The sequence below is a fragment of the Streptomyces sp. NPDC057654 genome (genome assembly GCF_042800135.1).
Classification (GTDB): Bacteria; Actinomycetota; Actinomycetes; order Streptomycetales; family Streptomycetaceae; genus Streptomyces.
Genome location: NZ_JBHVHQ010000138.1, coordinates 1 through 13,693 on the forward strand (window position 1 = coordinate 1; position 13,693 = coordinate 13,693).

The window sequence follows — 13,693 nt, forward strand, 5'->3', positions numbered from 1 at the left end:
GCGTACGACAGGCGAGTACGACACCAGAGGATTCGGGGCGCTCGCCGGACCGGAACCATGGGCGAGACCGCGTCGGGCAACCCCCGGCCGTCAGCGTCGCGCGAACCGGCGCCCGGCCAGGAACGGGGAAGCGTTGTCGTGCGCATCAAGCCGATCTCGGCCCGGTCGCCCGCCAGGACGTCGAGCCGGTGCGCGGTCCGCAGGAACGCCTCGGTGGCGATGTGTTCCTCCACGGCGATGACACGGTCCATGGGTCCTCCTCAGGCTCGTCGGCCGCCGTCGACGGACAGGGCGGTTCCGGTCACGTAGGAGGCTTCCGGCGAGCAGAGCCAGACCGCGGCCGCCGCGACCTCCTCGGGATCGGCCAGCCGGCCCAGCGGGGTCACCGCCTCCTGCCGGGCGGTCAGATCGGTGCCCGCGGCGACGGTCTCGTACATGGCGGTCCTGGTCAGCGCCGGACAGACGGCGTTCACCCGGATGCCGTCCGGCGCGTAGTCGACAGCGGCCACCTTGGTCAGCCCGACGACGCCGTGCTTGCTCGCCACATAGGCGGGCGCGTTCGGAATGGCGTACAGGCCCCCGTTGGAGGCGACGTTGACGATCGCCCCGCCGCCCCGGCGGCGCAACTCGGGCAGTTCGGCCCGCAGGCACAGGAAGGCGCCGGTCAGGTTCACCCGCAGTACGTGCTCCCATTCGTCCAGCGTCATGCCGGTCAGTTCCCGGCCGGTGGACTGAAGGCCCGCGTTGTTCACCGCGAAATCGAGGCCGCCGAAGGCATCCGCCACGGCGGCGACGCCCGCGCGCACGGACGGCTCGTCGCCGATGTCCACAGCGATCGCCTTCGCCGTGCCGCCCGCCGTCTCGATCAGTTCCACGGTCTCGTCGGCGGCGCGCACATCGATGTCGAGCACCCCGACGGCGGCGCCGCGCCGGGCGAACCTGATCGCACTCGCCCGGCCGATACCGCTCCCGGCCCCGGTGACCAGACCGGCCTTGCCTTCGAAACCGCTGCCTTCGAAACCGCTGCCTTCGAAGCCGGCGCCTTCGAAGCCGCTCATGCCAGCGCCTCGTGGTTGACCCAGACCACCCGGTACGGATACCTGGCCTGCCAGCGCTTGATGAGTTCCACCGCTCCCGGCGCGGCGAACGAGGCGTTCAACGCGTCCACATCGGCGAGACCGAGCTGCACCACGGCACTGGCCACGAACACCGGGCTGTGGTCGTCGGCCGGGACGCGGATGTGCCGCTTCGCATGGAAGGTCTGGATGGTCCCGGAGTCCCTCATGACCTGTTCGATGTCTTTCAGGTACTGATCCAGCTCGGTGTCGGGGATCTCGTCGTGGAACGAAACAATCATCGTGTGGTTGATCATGCCTCGATAGTGCGCCTCCTATGGCACAGGAGTCCAAGATCCATTGCGAATGCGGCGATAACCTGGAGGCATGATTGGGCGAGGCCCGCGACCGCCCGTCGATCCGACGAGCCCTCACCGATCTGTGCTCCCGCCGCCCCCTCCGCGTACCAGGCGTACGCGAACTCACCGCCGCCACCGGGCCCAGCGCCGCCTGACCGGCCCCCGTCAGGGTCTCCGACCTCATGGCCGCCTCACCGACGAATCCACCCCAGCCTGGAGCGGCCCGACTTCCTGTATGAGGCAGTATCCGCAGCATCCCCCCGCTCAGACGGGCTGGCAGGCCTGTTCGTGGACTGCCCGCAGCCAGTGACGGTGCAGCATGTCCATGCCCGGCAGCGCGGGGTCGGTGACGAAGTGCACCGAGGAGCGTCCCTGGTAGGCGAGCAGAAGGGCCGCGACCGGGATGCCGGCGGGGAGGGTTGTCAGGGGCTCTGCCGCAACCACGGGGTCCCCCTGCCATTGCAGTGGCCGGCGCAGGGCGAAGCTGGAGCACACGACATCGCCGTGGTCGGTGGTGAGCAGCAGCGGGATGAGCTTGTGCAGGATCCGGTACGGCACCGCCCACGTCAGACGGCGGAGGGCTTCGCGGCGCGGCGGCGGCTTCAGCAGCGCGGTGGCCGCGACCGTTGTCCGCAGGCACTGCTCGGTTGTCACGTGTCCCGGGACGGCCAGGCGCGCTCCGACCACGTAGTTGCCCGGGGCGTCGGCTTCGTCAGGCCGCCGGATGTTGACCCCTACGGTCAGCGGCAGGCCGGGCGAACCGGTGTGGGGGAGGTGCGTGCACGTCCACGTCGCTGTGGCGCGGGCCATGGCGGCGACGTAGGCGTCGTTGGCGCTGCCCCCGTACGGCCGGGAGATCGCCCGCAGAAGGTCCGTAGGGACAGCCGCCCGGCGGAAGGTCCGCGCCCCGGAACGCGGATTCCCGGGGAGCGGCCAGCCGGAACTGGTCGCGGAGCGGGCCAACAGGGCGCCGGCCTGGGCCAGATGACGCAGGGAAGGCCGCGGCCGGTTGCCGAGAGCGTGGACGACCGCGGACGAGTTCGCGGCCGGTACGGGGGGTGTACTGAAGAGGCTCTCCAGGGTGTACGCGACTCCGCCCATGTCCTGTAGGCCGTGATTGACCCGGTACACGATCGCGTACCGCCCCGGCTCGTAGCCCGTCAGCAGTGTCATGTCCCATTGGGGGCCGCCGGAAGGGAACGCCTCCTCCTCAAGGGCGCATACCGCCTCCTCGACCTCCCCGCCGACGGGCAGCGGGCTCCGGCGGACGTGCTCGGCGACGTTGACGGGCATCTGCTGCCAGCGCGCGGCCATGCCCGTTCCGACGAGGCCCGCAGACAGGGCGGGGACCAGGGCCAAGTGCTTGGCGAGGTGCGTCCGCAATTCCTCCACGGGCGGGCAGACGCCGGTGAAATGGAGAACGGCACCGATACGCAGTGCCGGAGCGGAACGCATGATGATCACATCGAGCGGAAACGGGCGGCGATACCGAACAGCCATGCTGTCCTCCGCTGTCGACTCCCCGATAGCAACAGGACCCACGCCTGTTCGGCCAGAAGCCTGCCGGCGACGGCCATCGAGTGTGGGCCGTGACACCTGACGCTCTTCGGGTCCGCCGTGTTCTGCGGATCCGTACGTTTGCGGTTGCTGACACCCGAGGGCTACCGATCTCTCGCCAGCCCTGAGACCTGCTCCCTTCCAACGGTAGGAAGACGAGCCGGGCCCCCGGAAGCAGGAAAACGGCAAAACATGGAAGCCTCCTGAGCCAGGCGGGCGGCAGGGACGGGTGCGCTGGTGGACGATGCCGACGTGGACCAGTTCGCCGGGTCGTGATCGCTCGTAGCGGCGGATGACCTGGCCGGTAGGTCGGTCCATTCACCGCAGACGGTTCAGGCTATGCCGGGTCAGGACGCGATGGACGGTCGAGGCGGGCCGTACCAGGATCGAGCCGATCCAGGGCGGGCCGGGCTTTCGCTCGCGCCGCAGGTCGCAGATGTGGGTCTCGACATCGGCCGGGGTGTGGTGGGGAGCGGTGGTGGCAACCGACAATCCGGCGTATCGGGAAGCGTCGGTGGCGAGTCACCGTAGGTCGCGCTGAGGCAGCAGATACGCGGCGCCGCACGATTCGGCGAGGGCGGGGCCGAAGAGGGCGGCCGGGGTGTATGCGCCGGGTCGGCCCTCACCGGCCAGCAGTCGTCGGGCTATCTCTGCGGGTACTGCTCCGGTGTACTCCTGCGCGTCGCCCAGGCGCAGCCAGCCCTCTCGGGTCTCGCCGTCCGTCCAGGTCACGACGGCGTGTCCCCAGGAGTGCTCGCGCGGACGCTCCTTCGCTTCGACGCGTACCCGGGCGAGGCGGCGTGTAGTGAACGAGCGCAGCGGCCGCCATCGCATGAGGGTGCTCAGGGCGGGCATCATCGCCCGGATCAGGGGCGAGGACGGTGCTTCGCTGGTCGCCGAGAGTACATGGCGGGCACCGCTCGCTCGGTGAGCCGCGAGCAGTTCGCCCGACGGCATGCTCGCGGTGGTGACCTGCGAGCCGTCCGGCAGGGTGAGGTGTTCCGCGTCGCCGAAGATCCGGGCGGGCGCCAGGTGACCGTCGGTGATCCGACGGCCATGGAGATTGCCCAGAAGGGTGCCGATCAAGGCTTCACCGGCGGTGCCTTCCTCCATCGCGATCGAGGGCACCATGTCGACCCGGACCCGAAGCGGCGTGGGGCGGCCCTTGCACAGCTTCACTACGACGCTCTCGGTGGCGGTCACGCCGAACCCGGCACCGGTGACCACCGTCTGGCCCGCCTGGGCGGCCGCGTCGTGCATCTCGTACGCGGCGGAGAGCGCCGCGACATCGTTGGCCAGGTCGATGTAGTGGCTGCCGGCGGCGCGGCAGGCGTCGATGATCTCCGGGGCCGTCGTGGTGAACGGTCCGACCGTGTTGATGACTACGGCGGGGCGGTGCTGCCGGATTTGCGCGGCGGCGGCTGCGAGGGAAGGGGCCGGCAGTGTTTCGCTGCCGGTCTGCTGTGCCGCGGCGCGCAGGCGGTTCGCGTCCCGCCCGACGAGGACGGCTGTCAGGCCCCGCCGGGCGAGCTGTGCTGCGACGGTGCGGCCGCTGCGCCCTGTGCCGCCGAGCACCCAGATCTGTGCGGTCATTCGAAAAGCTCCTGTCTTGGCGGGAAAGGCCGGAGAAAGGGGCGGATGTGAGGTCAGGCGGTCGTGATGATGAGCTTGCCGCCCTTGGGCGTGCCGTCGCGTTCGAGTTCGGTGAGCGCCTTGATGGCCTCGGTGAGCGGCACCGTGCGGGCGATCGGCACCCGCAGTGTGCCGCGTCCGGCGGCGCACGCGACCTCGTCGAGGTCCGCCGTGACGGGTCTGGTGATCAAGACGTTGTACGGGCCTGGGAGCGCGCTCTTCGCGATGTTCGCGGGTGTGGGGTGGATGCTGACGATGCGTCCGCCTGGCTTCAGCATCTTCTTCGCCGCGCCGGCCGGGAGCGTGTCGGCAGTGTCGATGACGAGGTCGAATCGGCCGCTGAGCGTCATCGGGTCGAAGCCGAATTCGACGATCGGGTCGAGACCGAGGGCGCGCGCGTCGTGTGTGGCGGTGGCGCGGCAGCTGCCTCCCGCTGAGGCGCCGTGCGCCAGCGCGATCTGCGCGGCGGCTCGGCCGACTCCACCGAGGCAGCCGTTGATGAAGACCGCTTGCCCGGGCCGCAGCTTTCCCTTCCTGAGCACGGCTTGGAGTGCGGTGAGGCCAACGGTCGGGATGGCGGCGGCTTCCTCGAAGGAGAGGTTCGCGGGCTTCTTCACCACCCCTTTCTCCGCGGCCACGACCATCTCGGCGAAAGCGCCCGACGCGTTGATCGACGCCCCGCCGAGCACTTCGTCGCCGACGGCGAGCCGGGTGACGCCCTCGCCGACCGCCTCGACGACGCCCGCGAAGTCGTAGCCCAGCGCGCGCGGGAACTTCCGGCCCGTCACCATCTTCATGGCGCCGCTGCGGATACCCCAGTCCATCGGATTGGCCGCGGCTGCCCGTACGCGGACCAGAACCTCGCCGGCGCCGGGACGAGTCGGCTCGAAATCCTCCAGACGCATGACTTCGGGTCCGCCGTACTGGTGGTACTGGATGCGCTTCATCGGTGCCTCCGCAAGTGATGTCATCGAATGACATCACATTATCATGGTGATGTCACTAGCTGACATCGCCATGGGCGGGGCAGGGTGTCACGAGGTGACGTCACCTACACTCTCGGCATGGGACGGTGGAAGCCTGGGGCCGGTGACCGGCTGCGCGAGGCCGCGCTGTCGCTCTATCTGGAGCGCGGCTTCGAGCAGACGATGGTGGCGGACATAGCCGAGCGGGCAGGCGTCACCGCCCGCACGTTCTTCCGGCATTTCGCCGATAAACGCGAGGTTCTCTTCGACGGTTCCTCCGCCCTGGAAGAGAAGTCCCTGGCTGCTCTTGAGGGGCTGCCGGCCACGACGTCGGCGCTGGACGCTGTCGCGGCCGTACTCGACACCGTGGCCCAGATGGTGGGTGGCGACCGTGACCTCGCGCGGAAGCGACAGACCGTGATCATGGCCAACGCCGATCTCCGTGAACGCGAGTTGATCAAGCTCACGTCACTGTCGGCCGCCTTGGCCTACAGGTTGCGACAGCGGGGCATCGACGACATCGAGGCCGGCCTGGCCGCCGAGACCGGCATCGCCGTGTTCCGCGTCGCCTTCTCGCGATGGGTCGCCGCCACCGACGAGCAGGATTTGCAAGACGTCATTCGCGAGACGCTGGACCGACTGCGAGCCCTGGCCGCCGGCGGCTGAACCGCGTTCCGGCTCGACCGCTGCCGCTGAACCGTGTTCCGCCTCAACCGCTGCCGCTGACCCGCGTTCCGGCTCGACCGCTGCCGCTGACGCGCCTCCGCCGTCGGGTGGGGCGGAGGGCGGCTGTCCGCCTTGGCCGGGTGAGCCGCTGAAGCATGCCGACCTGATGTGGACCGAGGCGCGGGTAGCAGTGGGGCCGGGCAGGTGGTGTCCTGCCCGGCCCTCCTGCCTGGCCCTCCTGACCGGCCCCGGTGTGTGCCCAGGGGTCGCCGCATCCCCGAGTCGCGGGGCAGATGCCCCGGGGGTCAGGCGGATACCCGGGCACTGGCCGTTCCAGTGATCAGCGCGAGCGGCGCCGGCCCAGGAAGCGCATCCGCCCCGCCAGGACCAGCAGCAGAAGGCTGTAGTACTGCAACACCGGTACGGCGACGGCGATGGCGAACGCGACGATCACGGCGATGACGTTGATGTAGCTGTCGGTGTACAGAAGCGCGGTCCTCCGGCGGGTCTCTTCGCCGTCGCCCTCGACCATCCCCGGGTTGCTCTTCAGGATCTTCAGCATGGCCATGCGGCACACCATGCTGCCCAGGAGCATCGTGTAGTAGAACGCCGCCACGAACCGGTCGAGGCCGAAGGCGCCGATCATCTCCGTCGGGAGGGGGAGCACGACGACCGACAGCAGCCACCCCATGTTCCACATCGTCAGGGAACGGGTGGCCGTGGTGACCGTCGAGAAGGTCCGGTGGTGCTCCTGCCAGATGTTCGCGATGACCGCGAAGCTGAGCAGGAAGCTCCAGATCTGGTTGAGGTGACCGGTGATCACCTTGCTGGCGCCCTCGTGGGCGGACGCGACCTCGGGGACGAGGTCCACCAGCGGCAGGATCAGCAGGGTGATGGAGATCGCGGTCACCGCGTCGGTGAACAGCACCAGCCGCTCCCCTGAGACACCCCCCTCGATCCTGTCCGTCGCGGGAATCGACGGCTCTCCCGGACCGCCTTGTCCCGTTCCGGCCCCGTCGATGACGCCACTGCTGCTCATGTGTTTGCACCTTTCCCTTGTCGTGCCAGCCGCGCCTGCCGTCGCTATCGGACTCTGCTGGTCATGGACGTTTCAACGAACTGCGCGGACTCTACCCATGGCGACAGTGAGCAGTCGAAATGGCCCGCAGCCGCTGCCCTATAAGCATGGGGGTATTCGTCGAGGCGTGGGTGATTTGGGCGCTCGGATTATCAATTGGTCGCTCATGGTCAGTCTTTGGCGAGTTCTTGGTGAGCCTTTGGGGAATCCGGCTCTCCGGCTGTCGCTGCTGCTGTCGCCCCCGTCGCCGACGCTACGAGGGCAAGCCCGAGCAATTCCTCGCTTTCACCGTCATAGCCGCCAGACTGATCAACTACCGCGGACTCGCCAACTGGAGCGACGTCTCAGCCGGGAAGACGGGTGAAATCATTGCGCAGGTCGGCGATGAGGCCGTCGCCGTCGAGCTGTGCGTGCTCCACCCCGGCTACGGTCATGAGCCGTCCATCCGCCATACGGGACGCGGCTGCCCAATCGGCCCGCAATGTCCCGTCTTCGAGCACCGTTGTGTTCCAGTAATGCCGGGATTCGGCGAAGGCGGCGAAGTGGGTGCGATAGAAAGCAGCGATGGCCTCACGGCCACGGACTGATTCCGGACCTATTCGGACGATCGTGTCAGGGGCGAACAGATCCAGCAGTTCTTCGAGCGCGGAAGCGTCGTGCACCGCCCGGTCCGACAGACCGATGTACCGGTCGATCACGGTGTCCGTCATTTCGCGACAGCTCCTCCGGCGGTGGCCGCCGCCTTTTCCAGGAGTTCTGGAGCGAACAGCGTGCCGGGGTGACGCAGCATGTAGGAGACGTTGTTGAATGCCCGCGACACATCCGCGTCGACGAGGGCGGCGCCGACGATCTGCTCCATGGCCCGGCGCCGCTGCCGCACTTCCTCCGGCGCCTCGGTACCGTTCTCGGCGTCGATGCGGGCGGCGTCACCTCCCGCGGACACGGCCCAGGCCGCGTCGACGACCACCTCCTGTAGACGGAAGAACTCCGTGGCCGGCGCATCGAGGTCGGCGCCGCCGTCGAGGCAGTCGAAGTAGGAGGCCAAGCAGGAGGCGTGCAGAGCCGCAGAGCTCATCCCCTGGCCGTACACCGGGTTGAAGGACGCCACGGCGTCTCCCGCGCCGACCAGACGCGCCGGCAGGCGGCCGGCCCCGGTGAAATGGCGCCGCCTGCTCTCCGCCTGGTGGTACGTCATCACCTCGCGGGTGACGGCGCCGCTGGTGGCCTCCTTGAAGACCGCGGCCAGTTCGGCGCGGTTCGCGCGGAACTCGTCGATCGTCCTGCCGGGCCGGTTGTCGCCGAATCCCGTCAGCATGACGAGCCACTGCTGCTCTTCGACCGCGTTCGCCGCCGCGATGGACACTCCGCCCGACGGGTACCGCGGGGTGAACTGTTGCAGTACGGTCCCCGCTTCCAGTTCCGCGAACTTCTTCGAGCGCTCGAACAGGGCGGTCGCGTAGTTGACCGGGGCTTCCAGCCGTTCGAGCCGGGGCTGGTCGTAACCGTCCTGCCGGAGCCAGTTCGACAGCCTGCTGGAGCGCCCCATCGCGTCCACGACGAAATCCGCCGCGAGGACCTTCTCCGCCCGCTCTCCCCGACCTCCCGTCCCGGGTCCGGCAACGTGCACGCCGACGACGGCGCCGTCGCCGTACCGCAATCCGATTGCCCGCGCACGCAGGACCGAGACATTGGGGAGGCCGGTGACCCGGGACCGGACGAGCGCTTCGAGCAAAGGACGCCCGACCGCGAGGAGATGATGGTCCGCGCCGTCCGGCGCCATCCGGACGCCGTCGTAGGTGACGAGCGTCTTGTCGGGTCCGCAGAGCGACGCGCCCCGGTCCTGCGCCTCCTGGGTGACGCCGGGAAGCCACCGCTCGATCCACCGCCGGCCGGCGGGCAGCAGGGTGTGCACCTGCTGGTCCTGGGGCACCCCGGAGCGTGGCCCGGTCTCCGCCGCTATGTCGTCCGGCTCGACGATGACGACCTCGCGCGCGCGGTCGGAGAGCACCCGTGCCGCGAGGAGCCCCGCGATGCTCCCGCCCATCACGCACGCCGTGTCGAACAGAACGGGTACGTCGTGCGGCGGCTCAGCGCCAACCAGACTCTCGAAGAGAGTCTCCACGGATTCGGACACCGAATACTCCAGTTGGTGAGTGAAAAACAGACCTGGGCAGGCGGATCAGCGCCCAGGCGGTCGGAACCAGTGCCCCGAAGGCCCGTCGAAATCTGCTCGTTCCGGAGGAGAGAACCCGCTCGTGCCGAGGAGGCGAGGTGGCGAGGAGGCGAAGAGGCGAAGAGGCGCCCGATCATGATCACAAGGCCCGGACGCCGACGGCTTGTACCAGTCGGCCCCGTGCGTTGTACTTCCGTGCCACCCAGGGCCGCACGGGAAGCCCGGACAGGGCGGTGACCAGGGGGAGGAGTACCTTGATCCGGATGAGCACCGAAGCCGGCGTGCCTTCTTGGCGGATCGGGAACCCTTCCACGCCCGTGGTCGACGTCACCGTGCCGTATGCGAACGAGAACCGGAACCGTGCGCTGCTCAGGGAGTGGCAGCGCCAGGGGGGCGAGTCGGTGCCGGCTCCGCCCATGCGGCTGCCGCGGCACAGCGAAGGGACGTACCGCGCCCGCATCTGGAAGCAGAACCTGCTCGACCTCTTCCTGGAGGACCAGTACAGCGACGCGGTCGCAGGCGGCACCGGGGGCCCGGACGGGCACCTGGAGGACCGGATCGTGACCAGCGTGACGCTCAGCGGTGAGTGGCGCTTCGCCACGAAGGGGCAGCGAGCCACGGCGGCGGCCGGAATGCTGTGCGTACGAAGGAACGAGGACCTCTGGGACTTCGAGGTCGCCCGGGGCACCCGGGCGATCACCCTGGTCCTTCCCGCGAGCGAGATCCGCTTCCCGAAGAACACGCGGGCGGTCACCACGGAACAGGCGTCACCCGCCGCGGCCCTTCTGCTCGCCCACCTCCGTCTCTGGACGGAACTGGCGGACGGACTCGGTGCCGCCGCGGCCGGGGCCGCCCGCAACGCGACCCTGGAGCTGTTCAGAGGACTGATGAACGACCAGGTCATCGACGACGCGGAGTTCGCACCCGCCCTCCTCAGGACGGCGATGGACCACATAGAGGCCCGGCTGCTCGCCGACCCCGACCTCGACCCCGGAGGGATCGCGGCAGCCCTGAACGTGTCCGTCCGCACCCTCTACCGCGCATTCGGCCAAGAGGGCACGTCATCGGTCATGGGATACGTCCGCGAACGCCGACTCGAACGCGCCAGGGCAGAGCTGCTCTCGACACGCCTCACCGTCTCCGAAATCGCCGCCCGCTGGCACTTCGCCGACAGCAGCCATTTCGTCAAGGCGTACAAGAAGCGATTCGCCGAGACTCCCACCGCGGGCCGGTAGCCCGCGGAGGGCGTTCAGGCGCGATGCCGTCGCGTCTAGGGGGTGATGACCACCTGGTACGCCTCGCCGTCGAGGATGCGCTCGGACTGGACCTGACGGCCCACGGACCGTCCCGCGTTCTGGTTGTCGCCCGAGTTGACATGGCCCCTGATGCAGGGCGCGACGCCGGAGTCGCGTACGACCTCAACGTTGTCCACGCTCCACACGCCGCCCACCTCGCGGGGGATGATCTCCGCGCACAGGTCGCCGAGCGTGCCGCCCTGTCTGGTCCTGGCAAAGGGGTACTCGTCGCATTCGTCGCCCACGACGGTGGGGTTCGCCACAAACGGCCTGGGGGGAGCCTTGCAACTGTAGTAACGCCTGCTGTCCGACCTCTTCTCGTCGGCGTCACGCGTGAGCGGTCTTTTCGCGGTGCCCATGGCGTTGTTGCCGCTCAGGTTGTTCTGCGCCCATTCGTAGGCCACCGCTGCGCCCCTATAGACGGACCTGCTGAGGGTCACCCTGGCCAGGCTGTCGGTGGCGATGCAGCCGGGGCCGTTGCCGACCTTCCCGTCACAGGCCACCGAGGGGCCCGCCCACTGCCCGTAGCTGATGATGGGGAACAGCGCGTCGGCGCTCTCCGTCTGGCTCTGGTAGGCGATCTGGCTGCGCGAGCGCTCGGCGCCGCCTCGGGTCGTGGTCTCGTAGGAGAGGTGCCCGGTGTTGTCCTCCTCGTGCGCGCCCAGTGTGATGCTGCCGCCGCCCCAGGCGGGCGGCCCCGGTATGCACGCGGTGCACGACGAGGACAGAGCGAGTTTCACACTCTTGATGTTGGAGAAGTCATACGAGTAGACGGTGATGCTCTCGTCCCACTTCACGCTGTTGGGATCCAGCAAGGACCTGGCGGTGACCAGGAGTGTGGCGGTTCCGGTCACCTTGCCCTCGTCGTCCACGAGCGCGTACACAATGCCGTGCCGCGCGCAGTAGGCGTGCCGGTTGGCGACGACGTCCTGGTGTTCGGTGGAGGCGCACAGGGCTTCCGGGCCGGCGTCGGGGTCACCGACGGCGTCCCGGGGCGTGACGAGGTGTGCGCGGATACGGTCCAGATCCTGGCCGGTGAGGGGCCGCTCCTCGGTGCAGGCCCATGCCGCGCCCCGGCGCGCGAGTTCGGAGCCGGGGGCGGCGGCGGTGCAGGCGCCATGACCTTGCGGGGGCGCCTTCGGTGATGCGGCGGCCGCCGGTGAGGCGCCCAGCGCGAGGAGCATAGTGAGCAAGGCGAGCGAGGCCGACGCCGCGAGCAGCCGTCTGACGTGTTTCAAAGGGGGGTCTCCCTGAATCGGTGGCGTACGGGTCCGTTGGGGATGGAACCGGTCCGGCGCCCGTGCGCGCCAGGGGCGAAACAAGACCTTCTGTGATCACTTCTGGCCAGTTCTGGGCTCTCGCCGTCACTTCCGTGGCGGCTACGTTCCCCCTTGACCGGACACACACGATCACGGGGAAAGGGCAACGATGCGCCCCATAAGACCTGTCAGCCGCATGGGCAGAGCGTTCACGGCCTGTGCCGCCTCGGCCGCCGTAGCCACCGTCGGCCTCGCCGCCTCACCGGCCTCGGCCGCACCTGCCGAGTCCGCCGCCACCGCGCAGGTCAAGCCCGGAGACGTCTGCACTGCGGCCGACCTCGGCACCCGCCACCCGTACATCAAGACGACCGAAGTCTCCCCGGCGATCACCCACTTCAAGGGCTGGTACGTCACCGAGGGCACAAGCGGCTCCCAGAACGTCACCACCAGCGTTCAGACCACCATCTCGGTCTCCGTCGGCCTCAACGGCAACGTCCAGGGCAGCTTCGCCGTCGAGACCCTCGGCACCGTCGGCGCGAGCCTGGGCCTGAACGTTCAGGTCAACTACACCAGCACCAGCAGCGAGTCGAACTCGGTCACGTGGAATTTTCAACGGCCCGGCTACTACGGCGTCTACAAGGGCACCAAGAAGGTGACCGGAACGTACGGCAGCCTCAACTGCAACCGCGTCCAACAGGGCGACGGCAATTGGGCGTTGAAGTGGGTCGAGGGGCCCGGCAGCGGCAGCTTCACCACCTACACCGCCCTCGAAGAAGGCGCGGTCCGCTGCCAGGACAAGGTGCCCGCCAACAGCATCATGGCCAAGGCGCAGGAACTGCTCGACTGCGGCTCCGCCACCGCCACGGCGCAGCACGAGGCCGGTCCGGTGCCGTCGGCGAAGGCCGACGCCGCCAAGAAGACCGCCGCCAGGGATGCGGCCGAGAAGGCCGTGGCGGAGAAGGCCGTGGCGAAGAAGACGGCCGGGAGCGCGGCCGTCGCCCGCTCGGCGCAGGGCCTCACCTGTGACCCCGGCTTCTACAAGATCGGTGTACCCGGCAGGTCGCTGTACTGGACCGCGCCCCTCCTGGCGGCCGACGGTGTTCGCCTGCGGCCCTCGACGATCTTCAGCGGAGACCTTGATCAGTGGTCGCTGTGCAACAAGGTGGAGCACAACGGCGTCATCGAGGCCACCCTCGTCAACCACCGCAGCCAGTGGTGCCTGACCGTCCCCGAGGAGAACGCGGCCACTGAACGCGCGGTTCTACAGACGGCCCAGTGCGCGGAGGACGACCTCCAGCGGTTCTACATCTACCGCGACGTCCCCGGCAGCTCACAGATCGGTGTGCAGAACAAGTACACCGGCTCCATGATGGGCCACGACCGGTACGCGGACGGCGAGTTCATCCGCCAGTACTCCAGCGGCAGGCCGGACGGTACGGGTACGTACACCCTGACCGGAGTCTGACAACCCACACCCCGTGAGCGGCCACGGCACGTGAATCCCCGGGCCTCCCGGTCTCGTGCGGGGCCCTCCGCGTTCCTTGAGGGCGCCTGACAGGTAAATGACCTGGTCAGGCGCCCTTTTTCTGCCTCTAGAAGAAGCCCAGTTTCTTCGGCGAATACGACACCAGGAGATTTTTGGTCTGTTGGTAGT

At 68.8% G+C, this 13,693-nt stretch carries 12 protein-coding genes and 2 pseudogenes; 3 read left to right on the forward strand and 11 right to left on the reverse strand.

Features of this window, described 5'->3' with window-relative positions; translation table 11 throughout:
- The 7 genes and pseudogenes from ACFU99_RS13745 to ACFU99_RS13775 form a co-directional block, all read right to left on the reverse strand.
- Positions 1 to 251, reverse strand: a pseudogene (locus ACFU99_RS13745) (hypothetical protein); the annotation flags it as partial.
- A 9-nt stretch (positions 252 to 260) separates the two neighbouring features.
- Entirely contained in the window at positions 261 to 1,058 is a 798-nt protein-coding gene (locus ACFU99_RS13750; protein ID WP_384390448.1) for an SDR family NAD(P)-dependent oxidoreductase, read from the reverse strand.
- Positions 1,055 to 1,372 (reverse strand): hypothetical protein, encoded by a 318-nt coding sequence (locus ACFU99_RS13755; protein ID WP_384390451.1) that lies wholly within the window; start codon positions 1,370 to 1,372, stop codon positions 1,055 to 1,057. The genes ACFU99_RS13750 and ACFU99_RS13755 overlap by 4 nt, the downstream gene beginning before the upstream one ends.
- A gap of 306 nt (positions 1,373 to 1,678) precedes the next feature.
- Complete coding sequence (locus ACFU99_RS13760; RefSeq protein ID WP_384390478.1) at positions 1,679 to 2,914, reverse strand: wax ester/triacylglycerol synthase domain-containing protein; 1,236 nt, start codon at positions 2,912 to 2,914, stop codon at positions 1,679 to 1,681.
- A gap of 243 nt (positions 2,915 to 3,157) precedes the next feature.
- Positions 3,158 to 3,448 (reverse strand): annotated as a pseudogene (locus tag ACFU99_RS13765) (IS481 family transposase); the annotation flags it as partial.
- Positions 3,449 to 3,493: 45 nt separating this feature from the next.
- Positions 3,494 to 4,564 carry a saccharopine dehydrogenase NADP-binding domain-containing protein gene (locus ACFU99_RS13770; protein ID WP_384390453.1) on the reverse strand — a complete coding sequence of 357 codons (1,071 nt, stop codon included), beginning with the start codon at positions 4,562 to 4,564 and terminating at the stop codon, positions 3,494 to 3,496.
- A gap of 53 nt (positions 4,565 to 4,617) precedes the next feature.
- A complete protein-coding gene (locus tag ACFU99_RS13775) occupies positions 4,618 to 5,550 on the reverse strand; it encodes an NADP-dependent oxidoreductase (RefSeq protein WP_384390455.1) in 933 nt (310 codons plus the stop codon).
- Positions 5,551 to 5,667: 117 nt separating this feature from the next.
- On the opposite strand from ACFU99_RS13775, the gene ACFU99_RS13780 reads away from it, so the two are divergent.
- Complete coding sequence (locus ACFU99_RS13780) at positions 5,668 to 6,234, forward strand: TetR/AcrR family transcriptional regulator (protein WP_384390458.1); 567 nt, start codon at positions 5,668 to 5,670, stop codon at positions 6,232 to 6,234.
- Between the two features lie 340 nt (positions 6,235 to 6,574).
- Here the strand turns inward: ACFU99_RS13780 and ACFU99_RS13785 are convergent, their stop codons facing one another.
- The 3 genes from ACFU99_RS13785 to ACFU99_RS13795 all read right to left on the reverse strand — a co-directional run bounded on the left by ACFU99_RS13785 (position 6,575) and on the right by ACFU99_RS13795 (position 9,446).
- Complete coding sequence (locus ACFU99_RS13785; RefSeq protein ID WP_384390461.1) at positions 6,575 to 7,273, reverse strand: TMEM175 family protein; 699 nt, start codon at positions 7,271 to 7,273, stop codon at positions 6,575 to 6,577.
- A gap of 383 nt (positions 7,274 to 7,656) precedes the next feature.
- On the reverse strand, positions 7,657 to 8,022 hold the full coding sequence (locus tag ACFU99_RS13790; RefSeq protein WP_384390464.1) for a nuclear transport factor 2 family protein: 366 nt from the start codon (positions 8,020 to 8,022) through the stop codon (positions 7,657 to 7,659).
- Positions 8,019 to 9,446 (reverse strand): FAD-dependent oxidoreductase, encoded by a 1,428-nt coding sequence (locus ACFU99_RS13795; RefSeq protein ID WP_384390466.1) that lies wholly within the window; start codon positions 9,444 to 9,446, stop codon positions 8,019 to 8,021. Before ACFU99_RS13795 ends, ACFU99_RS13790 begins: the two co-directional genes overlap by 4 nt.
- Before the next feature lie 302 nt (positions 9,447 to 9,748).
- Between ACFU99_RS13795 and ACFU99_RS13800 the strand changes: the two genes are divergently transcribed.
- Positions 9,749 to 10,720, forward strand: coding sequence for a helix-turn-helix domain-containing protein (locus ACFU99_RS13800; RefSeq protein ID WP_384390470.1), 972 nt, complete (start codon positions 9,749 to 9,751; stop codon positions 10,718 to 10,720).
- Positions 10,721 to 10,755: 35 nt separating this feature from the next.
- On the opposite strand, the gene ACFU99_RS13805 is transcribed toward ACFU99_RS13800, so the two are convergent.
- Positions 10,756 to 12,018: a hypothetical protein gene (locus ACFU99_RS13805; RefSeq protein WP_384390472.1), complete on the reverse strand. Its 1,263-nt coding sequence runs from the start codon at positions 12,016 to 12,018 to the stop codon at positions 10,756 to 10,758.
- A gap of 217 nt (positions 12,019 to 12,235) precedes the next feature.
- Here ACFU99_RS13805 and ACFU99_RS13810 point away from each other — a divergent pair, with 217 nt between their 5' ends.
- A complete protein-coding gene (locus ACFU99_RS13810; protein WP_384390475.1) occupies positions 12,236 to 13,504 on the forward strand; it encodes a hypothetical protein in 1,269 nt (422 codons plus the stop codon).
- The last annotated feature ends 189 nt before the right edge of the window (positions 13,505 to 13,693 follow it).